This window comes from Ruegeria sp. CDSB029, assembly GCF_059611125.1.
In genome coordinates, this window is sequence record NZ_JBXWOX010000004.1 from 85,694 (window position 1) to 101,891 (window position 16,198).

The 16,198-nt window shown below is 56.9% G+C and carries 15 protein-coding genes; 11 read left to right on the forward strand and 4 right to left on the reverse strand.

The features are described 5' to 3' along the window. The first annotated feature begins 7 nt into the window (after window positions 1-7). Together AC2FI8_RS06385 and AC2FI8_RS06390 are read left to right on the forward strand one after the other, a co-directional pair. A complete protein-coding gene (locus AC2FI8_RS06385) occupies window positions 8-748 on the forward strand; it encodes a YebC/PmpR family DNA-binding transcriptional regulator (protein ID WP_496777937.1) in 741 nt (246 codons plus the stop codon). 156 nt (window positions 749-904) lie between these two features. Continuing rightward, a complete protein-coding gene (locus tag AC2FI8_RS06390) occupies window positions 905-2,176 on the forward strand; it encodes an MFS transporter (protein WP_496777939.1) in 1,272 nt (423 codons plus the stop codon). On the opposite strand, the gene AC2FI8_RS06395 is transcribed toward AC2FI8_RS06390, so the two are convergent. Further along, complete coding sequence (locus AC2FI8_RS06395; RefSeq protein ID WP_496777941.1) at window positions 2,173-3,069, reverse strand: LysR family transcriptional regulator ArgP; 897 nt, start codon at window positions 3,067-3,069, stop codon at window positions 2,173-2,175. The genes AC2FI8_RS06390 and AC2FI8_RS06395 overlap by 4 nt on opposite strands. Window positions 3,070-3,155: 86 nt before the next feature. Here AC2FI8_RS06395 and AC2FI8_RS06400 point away from each other — a divergent pair, with 86 nt between their 5' ends. The 6 genes from AC2FI8_RS06400 (at window position 3,156) to AC2FI8_RS06425 (ending at window position 8,932) form a co-directional block, all read left to right on the forward strand. Then, window positions 3,156-3,755, forward strand: coding sequence for a LysE/ArgO family amino acid transporter (locus tag AC2FI8_RS06400; RefSeq protein ID WP_496777943.1), 600 nt, complete (start codon window positions 3,156-3,158; stop codon window positions 3,753-3,755). 40 nt (window positions 3,756-3,795) lie between these two features. Further along, window positions 3,796-4,704 (forward strand): DMT family transporter, encoded by a 909-nt coding sequence (locus tag AC2FI8_RS06405; RefSeq protein WP_496777945.1) that lies wholly within the window; start codon window positions 3,796-3,798, stop codon window positions 4,702-4,704. 87 nt (window positions 4,705-4,791) lie between these two features. Beyond that, the gene (gene betI / locus AC2FI8_RS06410; RefSeq protein ID WP_496777947.1) at window positions 4,792-5,364 is read left to right on the forward strand and encodes a choline-binding transcriptional repressor BetI; all 573 of its coding nucleotides are present in this window, start codon (window positions 4,792-4,794) and stop codon (window positions 5,362-5,364) included. Continuing rightward, complete coding sequence (gene betC, locus AC2FI8_RS06415; RefSeq protein ID WP_496777949.1) at window positions 5,361-6,869, forward strand: choline-sulfatase; 1,509 nt, start codon at window positions 5,361-5,363, stop codon at window positions 6,867-6,869. The genes betI and betC overlap by 4 nt, the downstream gene beginning before the upstream one ends. Before the next feature lie 73 nt (window positions 6,870-6,942). Next, window positions 6,943-8,601 carry a choline dehydrogenase gene (betA, locus tag AC2FI8_RS06420; RefSeq protein ID WP_496777953.1) on the forward strand — a complete coding sequence of 553 codons (1,659 nt, stop codon included), beginning with the start codon at window positions 6,943-6,945 and terminating at the stop codon, window positions 8,599-8,601. A 91-nt stretch (window positions 8,602-8,692) separates the two neighbouring features. Continuing rightward, window positions 8,693-8,932, forward strand: a complete 240-nt coding sequence (locus tag AC2FI8_RS06425; protein WP_496724279.1) for an HP1242/YdcH family protein — start codon at window positions 8,693-8,695, stop codon at window positions 8,930-8,932. 66 nt (window positions 8,933-8,998) lie between these two features. Here the strand turns inward: AC2FI8_RS06425 and AC2FI8_RS06430 are convergent, their stop codons facing one another. Continuing rightward, window positions 8,999-10,399: a helix-turn-helix domain-containing protein gene (locus AC2FI8_RS06430; RefSeq protein WP_496777957.1), complete on the reverse strand. Its 1,401-nt coding sequence runs from the start codon at window positions 10,397-10,399 to the stop codon at window positions 8,999-9,001. A 64-nt stretch (window positions 10,400-10,463) separates the two neighbouring features. Then, window positions 10,464-11,669: a multidrug effflux MFS transporter gene (locus tag AC2FI8_RS06435; protein ID WP_496777960.1), complete on the reverse strand. Its 1,206-nt coding sequence runs from the start codon at window positions 11,667-11,669 to the stop codon at window positions 10,464-10,466. A gap of 183 nt (window positions 11,670-11,852) precedes the next feature. Here AC2FI8_RS06435 and AC2FI8_RS06440 point away from each other — a divergent pair, with 183 nt between their 5' ends. The 3 genes from AC2FI8_RS06440 (at window position 11,853) to AC2FI8_RS06450 (ending at window position 14,471) form a co-directional block, all read left to right on the forward strand. Further along, a complete protein-coding gene (locus AC2FI8_RS06440) occupies window positions 11,853-13,385 on the forward strand; it encodes an acyl-CoA carboxylase subunit beta (RefSeq protein ID WP_109313344.1) in 1,533 nt (510 codons plus the stop codon). Between the two features lie 215 nt (window positions 13,386-13,600). Next, complete coding sequence (locus AC2FI8_RS06445) at window positions 13,601-13,981, forward strand: DUF6497 family protein (protein WP_496777962.1); 381 nt, start codon at window positions 13,601-13,603, stop codon at window positions 13,979-13,981. 136 nt (window positions 13,982-14,117) lie between these two features. Beyond that, window positions 14,118-14,471 carry a hypothetical protein gene (locus AC2FI8_RS06450; RefSeq protein WP_058276835.1) on the forward strand — a complete coding sequence of 118 codons (354 nt, stop codon included), beginning with the start codon at window positions 14,118-14,120 and terminating at the stop codon, window positions 14,469-14,471. Window positions 14,472-14,557: 86 nt separating this feature from the next. On the opposite strand, the gene AC2FI8_RS06455 is transcribed toward AC2FI8_RS06450, so the two are convergent. Beyond that, the gene (locus tag AC2FI8_RS06455) at window positions 14,558-15,715 is read right to left on the reverse strand and encodes a DcaP family trimeric outer membrane transporter (RefSeq protein WP_496777964.1); all 1,158 of its coding nucleotides are present in this window, start codon (window positions 15,713-15,715) and stop codon (window positions 14,558-14,560) included. Between the last annotated feature and the right edge of the window lie 483 nt (window positions 15,716-16,198).

Here is a 16,198-nt window from a genome sequence, read left to right on the forward strand (position 1 = left end):
ACGCAATATGGCAGGCCATTCCAAATGGGCCAACATCCAGCACCGCAAGGGGCGTCAGGACGCCGCGCGGTCCAAACTGTTTTCCAAACTGTCGAAAGAGATCACCGTCGCTGCCAAGATGGGCGACCCGGATCCTGAAAAAAACCCACGGCTGCGTTTGGCCGTGAAAGAAGCCAAGTCACAGTCGGTTCCAAAAGATGTCATCGACCGCGCGATCAAGAAATCGACGGCGGGCGAAGGCGATGAATACGAAGAAATCCGGTATGAGGGCTATGGCCCGAACGGTGTGGCGGTGATCGTCGAGACGATGACCGACAACCGCAATCGCACAGCATCGACTGTGCGCTCGACCTTTTCCAAGAACGGCGGCAACCTGGGCGAAACCGGTTCAGTTGGCTTCATGTTCGAACGCAAGGGCGAAGTGGTTTACCCGGGTTCCGTTGGCGACGCGGACACCGTGTTCGAAGCCGCAATCGAAGCCGGTGCCGAAGATGTCGAAAGCTCGGAAGAAGGGCATATCATCTGGTGTGCCGATACCGACCTGAACGAAGTGTCGAGCGCCCTTGAAGCTGCGCTGGGGGAAACCGATTCCACCAAGTTGGTCTGGAAGCCCACGACCACAACCGAGCTGGGTCTGGAAGACATGCAAAAACTGATGAAACTGGTCGATGCGCTGGAAGACGACGATGACGTTCAGCGTGTGACGACGAATTTCGAAGCCACGGACGAGGTCATGGCTCAGCTCTGATCCAAGTCAAAAAAGAAGAAAGAAAACCCGGTCTTTGGCCGGGTTTTTCATTTTTGACACAGGGGGTTCTTGGCCGGTTGCGTGGAACTGAGTACCATGGATTGGTCAAACCCAAGTGGCACGCCCTTTTGCGAGCCGAGGAACCCAAGCGCGCAAATGACTGACAAGTCACTGGACACATCGAAAAGAAACGTTCCGGTCCTGGCTGGGCAAAGCATTCTGTCTCAGGTGGCGTGGACCCTAGGCAGCCCATCCGTGGTCTTGCCATTTCTGGCCGTGTCGCTTGAGCTTCCGATGTTCATAGCCGGCGCGCTGGTGTCGGTGCGGATGGTTGGCAGCATGATCTCGGATGTTTTCCTCGCGTATCCCATCGCAGCGCGTGACCGCAAGAAACGTGCAATCGCGATGACTGAGGTCGCAATCGGTGCCTGCCTGATTTTGGCTTTGTTGGTGGCCTCAACAGGTGTCGTTCCGGTCATAGGTGTGGCTTTTGTCGCGGCATTTTTCATGATCGGTTTGATCGAAGAAATTCAGTCGCTGATGTATACCGATCTGCTGGGCGATCAGGTGCGCTCCAAATCGCGGATGATCATGCATTATCTGCAGCTGGGGGTGGGTGGATTGGGCGCAATCGGATTGGCGTTGCTGGTTCACGAGATCACCAAAGAAAACCCACCGTTTTCGCGCCATTCCGCAGTCATCGCCGTTTCGGTAACATTCTTTGTCCTGTCCGGCCTGTCGATTCTAATGATGTCCGAAACCGTCGGTCCCACCCAGGAACAGGGCGCGCAACGGGTCAAGAAGCGAAAGTTCCTCGATAACTTCACCGATATCGCCGCAATGTTTGATCAGCGCTGGTTCCGCCGTTACATGATCATGCGCATGCCGCTTGTTGTCGTATCCCTGTCCGTACCGTTCTTTGCGCTGATCGCAGCCGAAGCGCACCACGACTCGGCCAGAGGGCTGACGGCGATGATCGTGTCGTCGGCGTCGGGGTATCTTGTATCTGCCCCACTGTGGCAATTGGTGAACATGAAATCGCATCGCGCCGTGATGGTCACCGGGAACCTAATGGTGGCACTGACGGGCGGTGCGCTTTTGTCCGTGCACTTTCTGGGCATGGACCATGACGTTCACTTACACGCCATTGCCTTGTTCGTTGTCACTGTTGCGGTGACAGGGATCAGCAGTGCCCGCAAGTTGTACTTCCTGGACGTTGCCCCAAAAGATCAGAGGGTCAAAGGTGCCGCAGCGATCAAGAGCATTTGCCGGATCTCTGGCGTATTGCTCTCGGCCGCGTTGGCAGGCGTTGCGCATTTGCACGAGGTCGCATGGGCAATCGCCTTCATCGTCGCCACAAGCGTTTTCGCGGCGGTCGCCTGTTACCGTGTGGTTGTACCCAGCGAGAAAAAAGCGGTTCAGTCCTAGTCTGCCGTGTCAACTGGAAGCAGGGCACCATTGGCGGCGCGCTTGACCGCGTCAGTCAAGGGGGCCAACGCCGTGGATAGCACACGACCCACCTGCCAGGTCAGCCCTACGTCAAGCCGCGCGTCCGGTACCAGAGGGCATAACCGGCCATCTTCCAGCGCTGGGCGCGCAAGGCTTTCCGGATTCATTCCCCAACCAATCCCCGCAATGGCCGCTTCTACAAATCCCTGAGAGGAGGGCAGGAAATGCGAAGGGGGTGATAGCCGTTGGCCTGTCTGCTGAGTAATCCAGGCTTTTTGCAGCCCATCCTTGCGGTTGAATGTCAAACAGGTGGCGCGGGACAGTGTGTCGGCATTTACACCATCGGCGAACCAATTGCGCATGAAATCGGGGCTGGCCGTGGGGATGTACCGCAAGGCACCAAGGGCGACGGCATCGCTGCCTGGGACTGTATCACCTCCGACCGTTATGGCGGCGCTGACCTCTCCGCGCCTCAGCCAATCCGCCGAATGATCCTGATCGTCAACGACCAGATCGAACAGCAGGCCGTCGACCTGAGACATGACATTGATGAACCAAGTCGCCAGCACGTCGGCTGGCACGGCGACGCGCACGCGCGCGGGGCCGTTGGTTTGATCAAGCGTCAGTTCGCGGGCCAGATGCGTCTCAAGTAACCCGATGTCCTCGGCATGTTGCGCGATACGTAAACCCGTCGGAGTGCCCGTGCAGGGCGTTCCCCGATTGATCAGGGTTGCGCCAACAAGGTCTTCCAGCGCTTTGATCCGCTGTGAAACCGCGGAAGGCGTCACCGCAAGTTCTGAGGCGGCCGCGTCAAAGCTGCCATGACGCAGGATGGCAGAAAGCGCAGTCAGGTGGTTTGGATCCAGTAGCATTAGTCAGGCTTATTTCAGGTCAGTTTCTTTAATTTGATAGATGCTTTGTAAGTAAGTAGTCAACGCCGCAGACTATCGGAGGTTTCATGTCCACATCCTTGATTGCAGGCTTTGTGCTTGGCTTCAGCCTGATCCTCGCCATTGGCGCGCAAAACGCCTTTGTTCTGCGTCAGGGATTGCGGCGCGAGCACGTATTCCCACTGTGCCTGACTTGCGCGGTGTCTGATGCCATTCTCATAGCCGCAGGCGTTGCGGGTTTCGGAACATTGGCGCACGCGTTGCCCTGGTTCGAGACTGTCATGCGGTATGGCGGGGCGATCTTCCTGATATGGTACGGTTTGCGCAGCCTGAGTTCGGCCTGGCGCGGCGGAGCGGTGATGGAGATCGGCGAGAGTAAGCGCGTCAGCCTGAAATCTGTTCTGCTGACCGTTCTTGCGTTCACATGGCTGAACCCGCATGTCTATCTGGATACAGTTGTGCTGATTGGGTCAATCTCGGCGCAGTATGAGGATCGGCTGGCCTTTGCGCTTGGTGCAATGACGTCCAGCTTTGTGTTTTTCTTTTCGCTGGGCTACGGGGCAGGGATGCTGTCCCCGATTTTTGCAAGACCACGGGCGTGGCAGGTGCTGGATTTAATAATCGGCGTGGTTATGCTGGCAATTGCCGCAAAGCTTGTATTGATGTGACGGGTTGCCTCTGCCAAGTATTCGGTGTTCAACCGTTAACATGTCAACTTTGACCGCCCAACCCCGCCCCGTGGCTGGCATGCTCTGGATGTTTTCGGCAGGCTTGTCGTTTGTGGTCATGACCGCATTGGTAAAGTCGCTGGGCCCCACAATGGACCCCACGCAGGCTGCGTTCCTGCGGTTTGCCTTCGGCTTGATCTTTCTGTTGCCGACGTTGCGCCTGGTGTTGAAAACGCAACTTACACGCAGCCACATCGTATTGCTGGGGACGCGCGGTGTTGTCCACGCATTTGCAGTGATGCTGTGGTTCTTCTCGATGACACAGATCCCGCTGGCCGAGGTTACGGCGATGAACTACATGACGCCGGTCTATGTCACGCTGGGGGCCGCGTTGTTTCTGGGCGAGAAGCTGGCCATCCGTCGGGTCGCCGCGATTGGCGTGGCACTGGTTGGCGTTCTGTTCATCCTAAGGCCGGGTTTTCGTGAGATTTCACTGGGCCATATCACCATGCTGGGCACGGCCCTGACCTTAGGCGGGTCTTATCTGATTGCCAAAGTGCTTGTGCGTGATCTGCCGCCGTCAGTTGTTGTGGCGTATATGTCGATCTGGGTGACCATAGCTTTGATCCCTTTTGCAGTTGCGGTTTGGACCACGCCCAGCTTGCGCGACCTCGGCGTGCTGTTTCTGGTGGCCAGTTTTGCCACGGCGGGCCACTATTTCATGACGATCGCACTTAAGGCGGCCCCGGTCGCGGTCACACAGCCGGTTACATTCCTGCAGCTGATCTGGGCCACCCTGTTGGGCGCGCTGGTCTTCAACGAAAGCATCGACATTTGGGTTGTCGCGGGTGGAACGGTGATTCTGCTAGCGGTCAGTTTCATTGCCTGGCGCGAAGCGGTTTTGAACCGCGGCAGCTTGACGACCCCCAGCATCGCACCCAAACTCTGATCATTGGCGGTCGCGTGAAACGTTATTGATTGACGAGTCAATAAAAAGCCCTTAGCGTTTTCTCACTATACTTAGTGAGGGATAGTGATGCCGAAACTCGGAATGGAGCCAATCCGCCGTGACGCGATCGTCAAGGCAACAATTGCCGAACTCGGGTCGAAGAAATCCCTTGATGTGACTGTCAGCCAGATTGCCAAACGGGCAGGTATGTCCAGCGCGCTGGCGCATCATTATTTCGGTGGCAAAGATCAGATATTTCTGGCTGCCATGCGCCGCATCCTGTCGGACTTTGCCGACGAGGCTAGACAGGAGCTGAAGAATGCTGTTCCGCAGAAACGAGCGCAGGCCATTATCCGGGCCTGTTTTGCACCATCATGTTTCACACCGGATGTCATCGCTGCGTGGATGACATTTTACGTGTTGGCCCAAACCAATGATGACGCCTTGCGCCTGTGGCAAATCTATCAGGCGCGTATCCGGTCGAACCTGACCCACGCCCTGCGCCCGTTGTTGAACGATCCGGCCGAAGCGGCCGAAAACATGATCGCCCTTATCGACGGGCTATATATCCGCGCCGCACTCAGCGCGCCGGAAGAACCGCAGCTGGCGGTCAATCACGCGATGCGTGTCCTCAATACTCTGCTCGAGGCTGAAAAATGACAAAACCGAACATTCTGATCCTGATGGTGGATCAGCTGAACGGGACCCTCTTTCCAGACGGTCCCGCTGACTGGCTTCACGCTCCGAACCTGAAGAAACTGGCGGAACGCTCGACCCGGTTTGCCAATGCTTATACGGCTTCGCCGCTTTGCGCGCCGGGGCGGGCCAGCTTCATGTCCGGTCAGCTGCCTTCGCGCACGGGTGTTTATGACAACGCCGCAGAATTCCGCAGCGACATCCCGACCTATGCACACCATCTGCGCCGCGCGGGCTACTACACCTGCCTGTCCGGCAAGATGCACTTTGTCGGCCCAGATCAGATGCACGGGTTTGAGGACCGCCTGACAACCGATATCTATCCCGCCGATTTTGGCTGGACCCCCGACTACCGCAAACCCGGCGAGCGGATCGACTGGTGGTACCACAATATGGGTTCGGTGACCGGCGCAGGCGTGGCCGAGATTTCCAACCAGATGGAGTATGACGACGAGGTCGCCTATAATGCCAAGGCCAAGCTCTATGATCTTGCGCGTGGCAAGGATGACCGCCCATGGTGCGTCACCGTCAGCTTTACGCACCCCCATGATCCCTATGTGGCGCGTCGCAAATACTGGGACCTCTACGAAGATTGCGAACACCTGCAGCCCGAGATTGCGGACATTGGCTATGACAATCAGGACCCGCACTCTAAGCGCATATTTGACGCCAATGATTGGCGCAGTTTCGACATCACAGAAGAAGACATCCGCAAGTCGCGCCGCGCGTACTTTTCCAATATCTCATATCTGGACGACAAGATCGGTGAAATCCTCGAGGTGCTGGAAACAACCCGGCAAGAGGCGATCATCATGTTTGTCTCGGATCACGGCGACATGCTGGGTGAGCGGGGCCTGTGGTTCAAAATGAACTTTTACGAGGGATCGGCACGCGTGCCGTTGATGATTGCCGCGCCGGATATACCGGCAGGCCGTATCGACACGCCGGTTTCGACAATCGACGTCACGCCAACCCTAGGCGCACTGGCGGGCGTAGATATGGCCGAGATCGCGCCGTGGACCGATGGCGAAGACCTTGTGCCTCTGGCCAATGGCACCGAACGAACTGCCCCGGTGAAGATGGAATATGCGGCCGAAGCCTCGTATGCGCCGCTGGTTTCGCTGCGCTATGGTAAGTGGAAATACAATCGCTGCGCGCTGGACCCCGATCAACTGTACGATCTGGAAAATGATCCGCATGAATTGGAAAACCTCGCGGAACACCCAGAACACGCAGGCACGCTGGAAACTTTGCGCGCGAAATCTGAGGCACGCTGGGATCTGGACCAGTTCGATGCCGACGTCCGTGCCAGTCAGGCGCGCCGCTGGGTTGTCTATGAGGCGTTGCGGCAGGGTGGGTATTACCCGTGGGACTACCAGCCACTGCAGAAGGCATCTGAGCGCTACATGCGCAATCACATGGATCTGAATGTCGTAGAGGAAAACGCCCGCTTCCCGCGCGGCGAGTAACCTCTTCACCTTTTCGAAAATACGCCTGCCGGACGATCAGAAATTTGGTTCGGCGGGATATGGAGACCTGAAAATGGAAGCAGATTTCGTCATCGTTGGCGCAGGATCGGCAGGCTGCGCAATGGCGTATCGCCTGAGCGAGGCCGGGGCCTCGGTATTGGTGATCGAACACGGCGGGACTGATGCTGGTCCGTTCATCCAGATGCCAGCGGCATTGAGCTATCCGATGAACATGCCGATGTACGATTGGGGTTACAAGTCCGAGCCCGAGCCGCACCTGAATAACCGCGAACTGGCTTGTCCGCGCGGCAAGGTTATTGGTGGATCGTCATCGATCAACGGCATGGTTTACGTACGTGGCCACGCGCGTGATTTTGACACTTGGGCCGAGATGGGCGCCGATGGCTGGTCCTATGCGGATGTGCTGCCCTATTACAAACGCATGGAGACCTGGCATGACGGTGGGCATGGTGGTGATCCGACATGGCGTGGCACCGATGGCCCGCTGCATGTTTCGCGCGGACCGCGTGAGAACCCTCTGTTTCAGGCTTTCGTCGATGCGGGACAGCAGGCGGGATACGAAGTTACCGGCGACTATAACGGTGAAAAGCAGGAAGGCTTCGGCCCGATGGAGCAAACCGTCTGGAAAGGACGGCGTTGGTCGGCGGCGAATGCGTATCTGAAACCCGCGCTCAAGCGCGATAACTGCGATATCGTGCGCGGACTGGCCTCAAGGGTGGTTATGGAAAATGGCTGCGCAATTGGAGTGGAATTGATCCGAGGTGGCAAGACTGAGGTCATCCGTGCGCGGCGCGAAGTGGTTCTTGCCGCGTCCTCCATCAACTCTCCCAAGCTGCTGATGCTGTCTGGCATCGGTCCGGCGGCGCACTTGGCTGAACACGGGATAGACGTTGTCGCAGATCGCCCGGGTGTGGGTGCGAACCTTCAGGACCATCTGGAGCTTTACATTCAGCAAGCGTCCTTGCAGCCGATCACGCTGTACAAACATTGGAACCTGATCAGCAAAGGTCTGATCGGGGCGCAGTGGCTGTTCACAAAGACCGGTCTGGGTGCATCCAACCAATTCGAAAGTGCGGCGTTTATTCGCTCCAAGCCGGGCGTAGAATATCCGGATATTCAATATCACTTCCTGCCAATTGCCGTTCGCTATGATGGCCAGGCCGCAGCCGAAGGTCATGGTTTCCAGGCGCATGTCGGGCCGATGCGCTCGCCGTCGCGCGGGGCGGTGACGCTGCGGTCGGCCAAGGTCGAAGACGCGCCGGTGATCCGCTTCAACTACATGAGCCATGAAGAGGATTGGGCGGATTTCCGCACCTGTATTCGCCTGACGCGTGAGATTTTCGGGCAGGATGCGTTCAAACCTTATTCGGGAAAAGAAATCCAGCCGGGTGCGGACGTGCAGTCTGACGAAGCGCTCAATGCCTTTATCGCGGAACATGCCGAAAGCGCGTATCACCCTTGTGGAACCTGCCGGATGGGTCGGGCAGATGACAAAAACGCTGTGGTCGATCCCGAGGGACGCGTTATTGGCGTGGACGGTCTGCGCGTTGCCGACAGTTCAATCTTCCCACAGATTACCAATGGCAATCTAAACGCGCCGTCTATCATGGTGGGTGAGAAGATGTCCGATCATCTGCTGGGTAAGGATGCCCTGCCAGCAGCCAATGACCAACCTTGGATTAATCCCCAATGGGCGGTTGCGCAGCGATGATCGAAAGCATGATTTGATCCGCGTCAAAGATTGACGGGGACCGGACGAATAGACTTGAATCGCAACAACATATTTTGAGGAGCGAACAGGAATGTCCCATACCCCGCACGAACTGGCCGAAGAGTTTCCGGACAAGGTTGAGCTGATGAGCCAGCTTAAGCAAACAGACGCTCATTTTTCACGGCTGGCGGACGAGTATCATGAGATCAACCGCGAGGTTCATCGTGCCGAAACCAATGTAGAACCGATGGATGATATCGCTGAGACAGATCTGCGTAAAAGACGTGCGGTTCTGAAAGACGAGATCTGGGCGATCTTGTCCAAGCCCTGAAAAACAGCGGGGGCTCTGCCCCCGTCGCGGCACGCCTTCCGCGGGATATTTTAGGTCAGGTGAAGATCAGGTGACTTCATAGGGCAAGGTGCCGCGGGTATGGGCGTCGATTGCCAGACGTCTTTCCAATGGCGGGACCGATCGCTGATGACAATTCGGCCGCTCGCAGATACGGCAGGATATGCCAATTGGCTCGTAAGCGCTGGCGTTGTTGAAATCCAGATTGTCGGCATAAACCAGCGCCTCGGCGTGGCGCACCTCGCAACCTAGTGCAATCGCATAACGGCGCACAGGTGCGCCGAATGAGCCGCCCGATTTCGACACGTCCCGAGCCAAAGATATATACTGAACACCATCGGGTGTTTCTGCCAGTTGTCGCAGGAAATGGCCGGGTGTTTCGAAAGCGCGGTGCACGTTCCATAGGGGGCAGGCGCCGCCGAACCGGGCAAATTGAAGGCGCGTGGCCGAGTGTCTTTTGGTGATCGTACCAGCCTGATCGACGCGCACGAAAAAAAACGGAATGCCTTTGGCGCCAGGGCGTTGCAGGGTCGAAAGCCTGTGCGCCACCTGTTCGATTGACGCGCCAAACCGGTTGCTAAGCAGTTCAAGATCGTGACGATATTCTTGAGCTGTGGCCAGAAATTTGGCATAAGGCATCAATGATGCGCCGGCGAAATAGTTTGCCAGCCCGATCTTGGCAATGGCACGGGCTTCGTCGCTGTGAAATTTGGCAAAATCTAGCGTTGCTTCAAGAAGTTTGTCCTGACTGATCAGTGCAACCTGCAACAACAACTGAAACACCTGAGTTTGTGGTGCGGTTCTGGACGAAAGCTGCAGTGTTTTGTTTTCTGGATCGTACTTTCGGGTTTCATCGATATCCGGGAATTGTACCCGGATGCCGCGCTCCGCGAGGCCGTCCAGGGCTGCGGCGCGTATGCCACCTGCATCCTCGGCGCGTCCGGCAAATCGCTCAGCCGCGCGATCTACCGCGTCGATATAGTTGTCGCAATAGTGGAAGAAGTCCCGCACTTCCTCCCATGGGCTGGCCTGGATTTGCGCGTCTTCGCGCCCCAATGCTTCGTCAAGAGAGGCCAGGCGTTCATGTGTCTGACGATAGGTGCGGTGCAAGGCAATGAAGGCCCGTGCCAGAGCGGGTGCGTTTGAAGCCGTCAGGCGGAGATCGGCGAGCGGTGGAACGGCATCGTCAAAGACCGGATCGGCCAATGCCTCGCGCATGTCCGAGACCAGGCGTTCACTGTCGCCGGTGCTCAACTCGGTGACATCCATTCCGAATTCTTGCGCCAGCGCCAGAACGACCGTGGTCGAAATCGGACGGTTGTTGTTCTCCATCTGGTTTAGATAGGGCAGGGAAACACCCAGTTTAGCGGCAAATTCCTTTTGGGTCAGTGACAAGCGCGTACGCATTTCACGCAGCTTTGCACCTGCATAAAGTTTCTGAGTCGCCATGTTGAGCCTTTGCAACTTTCCTAAATCGGTAAGCTAACTTTGCAAACCGTCATAGGCAAGCCATTCAAAGGCCCAGTTGCCGTTCGCGTCGAATGACGGACAAAATTGCGCAGACCGCCAGGACCGAGGTTGCCAGCATTAGCCAGAGCAGGGGCATTGCACCGGTTTCGTGAGTTAGCAAAGCTCCTGCAAGGGCGCTGAGGCCCGCGCCGCCGCCCAGCATGATCGCTCCACTCAGCCCGGATGCCGTCGCGGCCAGATGCGGTCGCACCGAAAGCGCGCCGGAAGTCGCGTTGGGAATCGTCATGCCGTTTCCAATGCCGACGAAGGTCATGAATCCGAAAAAGCTGAGCGCTGTACCGAAGCCGGCCAGAAACAAGATGGCGGACATTGCAACGCCTGCTGCGTTCAGCCAGCAGCCCCAAAGTACCATTCGATTGACGCCGAAGTGAACGGAATAGCGACCGCTGAAGAAATTGCCAAAAAAGTATCCTACGGCTGGGGCGCCAAAGTAGATGCCGACCTCGGCGGCGCTCAGGCCGAATAGTTCGGTGCCGATAAAAGGAGCGCCGCCCAGATAGGCAAAGAAGGCGCCAGACGACAGCGCGGATGATAGCGAATAGCCCCAAAATCGCGGGGAACCCAGCAGTTCGGGGTATTCCCGGAATTGTTGAACCAGTGTTTTGCCGCTCTTGGCTGAGGTTTCGCCAAAATCTAAGTAAGTTAGCACCAGCGTCATTACGCCAAGAACGAAGGGCAGCCAGAAGTTGGCTTTCCAGCCAAAGCTCTCCTCCAACAGGCCTCCGATCGCGGGTCCGATCATGGGGACAATGGCCATGCCCATCGTTACATAACCGATCATAGACGCCGCCTGGTCCTGATCATATAGGTCCCGAACCGCCGCACGGCTAAGAACCATGCCGACCACGATGATTGCCTGACACATTCTGAAAACAAGAAAAACCTGGACGTTGGGTGCATAGATGCAGCCCAACGTAGCCACTAAAAAAAGGACCAACCCCCAAAGTAGAACGGGACGGCGCCCCGCCTTGTCGGCAATTGGTCCGATCAGGATCTGAAGCACCGCATTGACCAGCAGGTACAGGGCAATCGACAGCTGCATGACCTTGTAGTCGGCCTTAAAGTGCAGTGCCATATTGGGCAGGCTCGGCAAAAACAGATTGAGGCTGAGCGCGGACAATCCGGACAGCAAAACCAGAGTGGTAATTTTAGGAGGCGAGCGATGCGCCGACGAAGAACTAAACTGCATAGTTCACGTGTATAGTCACCACGGATAAGAATGCCATCCATCACGCGTTTTGTGAGTGAAAATTAGCAAGTTTACAATATTCACCAAGGTGATTGGAAAAGATTTGCAAATTTGCCGAAAGATACTTTGGTCTTGCGGCATCTACGTATAGTGTCCGGCCAGATTTTACAGGGGATCATCGTTATGAAAGACATCCTTTCCGAACTTGAAGACCGTCGCGACAACGCGCGGCTGGGTGGTGGACAAAAGCGCATCGACGCACAGCACTCGCGCGGCAAACTGACTGCGCGGGAACGGGTCGAACTGTTGCTGGATGAAGGCAGCTTTGAAGAATTTGACATGTTTGTCAGCCATCGGTGCACCGATTTCGGGATGGAGAAGCAAAGGCCAGCGGGTGACGGTGTCGTTACTGGCTGGGGTACGATCAATGGCCGCATGGTTTATGTGTTCAGCCAGGACTTTACAGTCTTTGGCGGCTCACTTTCGGAAACCCATGCTCAGAAGATCTGCAAGATCATGGATATGGCCGTTCAGAACGGTGCACCGGTGATTGGCATTAACGACTCGGGCGGGGCGCGAATTCAGGAAGGCGTGGCGTCGCTGGCTGGTTATGCCGAGGTGTTCCAGCGCAACATCATGGCGTCAGGCGTGGTTCCGCAGATCAGCGTGATCATGGGGCCCTGTGCTGGTGGCGCAGTCTACAGCCCGGCGATGACAGACTTTATCTTCATGGTCAAAGACACCTCGTACATGTTTGTGACCGGCCCCGACGTGGTCAAGACGGTCACAAACGAAGTGGTTACCGCTGAGGAACTGGGTGGGGCGTCGACCCATACCAAGAAATCCTCGGTTGCTGACGGAGCGTTTGAGAACGACGTTGAAGCACTGGCCGAGGTGCGCCGTTTGGTTGATTTCCTGCCGCTCAACAACCGCGAAAAGCCGCCAGTGCGCCCGTTCTTTGACGAACCCGACCGTCTGGAAACCTCGCTGGATACATTGATCCCCGACAACCCTAATACGCCGTACGACATGAAGGAACTCATCACCAAAGTGGCGGATGAGGGTGATTTCTACGAAATTCAGGAGGATTTTGCCAAAAACATCATCACCGGGTTCATCCGGCTTGAAGGGCAGACAGTGGGCGTTGTAGCCAATCAGCCGATGATTCTGGCCGGTTGTCTGGACATCGACAGCTCGCGCAAGGCCGCGCGGTTTGTGCGGTTCTGCGATTGCTTCGAAATTCCGATCCTGACGCTGGTGGACGTACCTGGATTCCTGCCGGGGACGTCGCAGGAATATGGCGGAGTGATCAAGCACGGCGCCAAGCTGTTGTTTGCCTACGGTGAAGCCACGGTGCCAAAAGTTACCGTCATCACCCGTAAGGCTTATGGTGGTGCCTATGATGTTATGGCGTCCAAGCACCTGCGCGGTGACTTCAACTATGCCTGGCCTACAGCCGAAATCGCGGTGATGGGCGCAAAGGGCGCGACCGAGATCATTCACCGTGCCGATCTGGGCGATGCCGAGAAAATTGTGCAGCACACGCAGGATTATGAGGACAGGTTTGCGAACCCGTTTGTCGCGGCCGAGCGTGGCTTTATCGATGAGGTGATCATGCCTCAATCGACCCGCCGTCGCGTTTCGCGGGCCTTTGCCAGCTTGCGGAACAAGCACGTGAAAAACCCGTGGAAAAAGCACGACAACATCCCTCTTTGAGGGGATGTGCAAGGAAATCTGCCCGGCCAAAACGGTTTGGACAGCGTCTCGGACAAACGGTCAGGGCAGATTACTTGGGTGCAAAATTGACTTTGAGGCCACAACTGCTAATGAGTTGCCCAATCAGACATAGAACAGCGCGGGCCGAAAGCCAGGCGCGCGCGATCCCGGAGAGAGGAGCTCGCCTGAGGCGGGTCCGGGATCGCGCCTTAGCTGTGGTGCTGTCTATTTTTGCGGCCCCCGTTCTGGCTGATACCGAAAACCTGTTGCCGGTCCCGTCCGGACAGCCAGTGCACCTGAGCGACGTACTGCTGGACAATAACCCCGGTGAGCTTTGGGTGCGGTTTCGCTTTATTGCGCCCAAGATCGGTTCGGATATTGGCCGGATCGGGTACGATGTCGCCTCGGTCGATATGGAGCATCTGTGCCAGACGCTGGCGGTTACCTATGTCGCCAAGTACGAATTGGACGCTGCCCGGGTGGTCATTTCCCTGTCTGACCGACCTATCGAATTCGGCCGTACATCCCCTGACGCCACGCAGTTCTTTGAAGCCTACCGGCTGGAACAGTCCCGGTGTATCTGGGAGGGGCTTTGACCATGAATCGCGCTATTCATCCCGTCAGGGCATTTCTGAACAACTACGCGGCTTTGGAGGTGCGCACCATGACATCATCCTGTGACGGATGTGAATATCTGATCCCCATGACCCCTTGTGCAACTGAGGTGGAACCATGCTGAAACATCGCGGATTTCCCGGGCGCCTGCCGGGTACTGACTTTCAGTTCATCATTCGTCGGGCCAATCCCAAAGGCGTGACGCCCCTGACCCGCCGCGAGCGGTTTCGAGATCGTAAACCCGCGGATAAGCGCGCGGATGCAGCCTTTATGGAAGCCCTGTGGGCGCATTTTGGCGACCAACCGTTTGAGCGGGGCAATTTGGATGCCGGTCGTCTTTGCTGGCTTTTCGAACGCGAGGTCATTCCGGCCGAAGATCCGTTTGATCCGGCTAGTTATGATGCGCTTTTGGTAATTGATCCGAATGTGGGCCGGATTTCCTTCCCCGAAATTTTCGACGGGGTGCGCTGATCGTGCAAACCGCTGTCGCACATACCTTCGTGGTGCCGTCAGAGCCCGGAACCCTGCCCACATCGGGGCAGGGCCGGAATGTGCGGTCAGAAGTTCAACTGGGCTGCCAGTTGAATGCGATTGCTGTCAAATGTGCGCCCGGTCGGTGCGTCGTTTCGTTCGCCGTAGAAAAATTCGGCGCTAAGGGTCAGATTGTCGGTCGCCTTGTAGAAGGCGTTCACGTGGATCGTTTCAACTTCGGTAAAGGACAGGGTCCCGGTCGAGGTCGGCAGATCATAGTTTTCTTGCCCGTAGGCGATGCCGACATTCCATTTGGGGCTCAGTTCCTGGCGGAATTCCACAGTGAATCCGTCCACGTCGTTGGCCTGTCCGTTGACGATGGCGTCACCGGCAGCGATCAGGTAGGGGCCCAAAGCCTCGCCGTCGACATAGTTGACCTGAAACAGACCGCCTTGCCAGGGCCGGATGCCAGCCGAGAGGGTATAGCCGGTCTGATCCACTTCGACCGCGCCGGATTGTGCCTTACCGTACAAAGCCGAGGCGCGGGCCAGGTAGGTGCCGTTGTTGTATTCGATGGAGCCGGTCAGGACGGGATCATTCGAATCCGAGCCGCCAACGTTCTCCTCGATCGCCACCGCAAAGGTTGTGTCAGTGCCCAGCGTGTTCGTATAGCGCACTTGAGGAACGCGAGCGAAAGGAATGCCAACGGGGCCGTTGAATTCGACGGTCGTGGGATAGGTGTCGAGCGGCTGGAAGTTGGTCCAGTATTGACCGATCAACCAGTTGTCGCCAATGCGGATATTGGCGTGGCGCAGGCGCAGTTCAGCAGGCCCATCCGTCCCGCCGGAAAACAGGTCCAGTTCCAGCTGGCCCGCAATATCGCCGATGGCAGACGGCGTATTGGTCCGAAGCCCGATGCGCGATTGGCGCACGGTGGCCCCAAAGGTGCCGCTGGTTGCGTTTGCTGGCTCGCCAATTCGGGTCGCATCGGCAAGGTCGCCAAGTTCAAAGTCGGTGTCGTAGAAGAAATCAGCCTTAACGTACCCATAAACATCAAGCGTGGTGTTTCCGATTCGAAGATCGCCAGTGCCAGCGCCGGGTTTTGCTCCCTCGAGGGCCTCGACGCGGGCACGCAGGGCATCAAGTTCCGTTTGCGTCTGGGCGTCTTGGGCGAAAGCAGCCGCGCCGGACATGCCAAGCGCGGACACGGCAAGCAGCAACGCCGTTTTTCTCTTTGCAATCATGTGGATATTTCCTTGTGTGCGAGTGTGCACGGGTACCGTTCCACGCAAGAGAACTTGAGGGAAATCACGAGAACGGGATGGGAATCTCCTAGTTTCTCAAGGAAACGTGCAAAATTATCGGGCCGTTTTCACCCTAAAGTGAACAGATCGGTTAACCCTTTGCGTTTGAAAAGACAAATTCAGGCGCCCTTTTTCGCAACCCGTGATGTTGCAGGCGCAGAAACAGACCAATTGCTGAGGAAAAGTAACAGCAACGTGACGGCATTGGCCTCGCGTTTCACCCCCAAAACTGCATCCGATCTCGGCGCGAATCTGCGCGCGCATTCGCCCAATGGGCGATTTCCAGCCGGAATCCTGACCGGAAACAATACTTTGTTTACGCATTTGATTGTGCCAAGCAACCTGACTAAGCCGTGCGGCTCTACTTTGCCTGCGTCGCACAAGCACCTACTATTCCGTACCCCTTCCTTCCGCGGGCAGGCT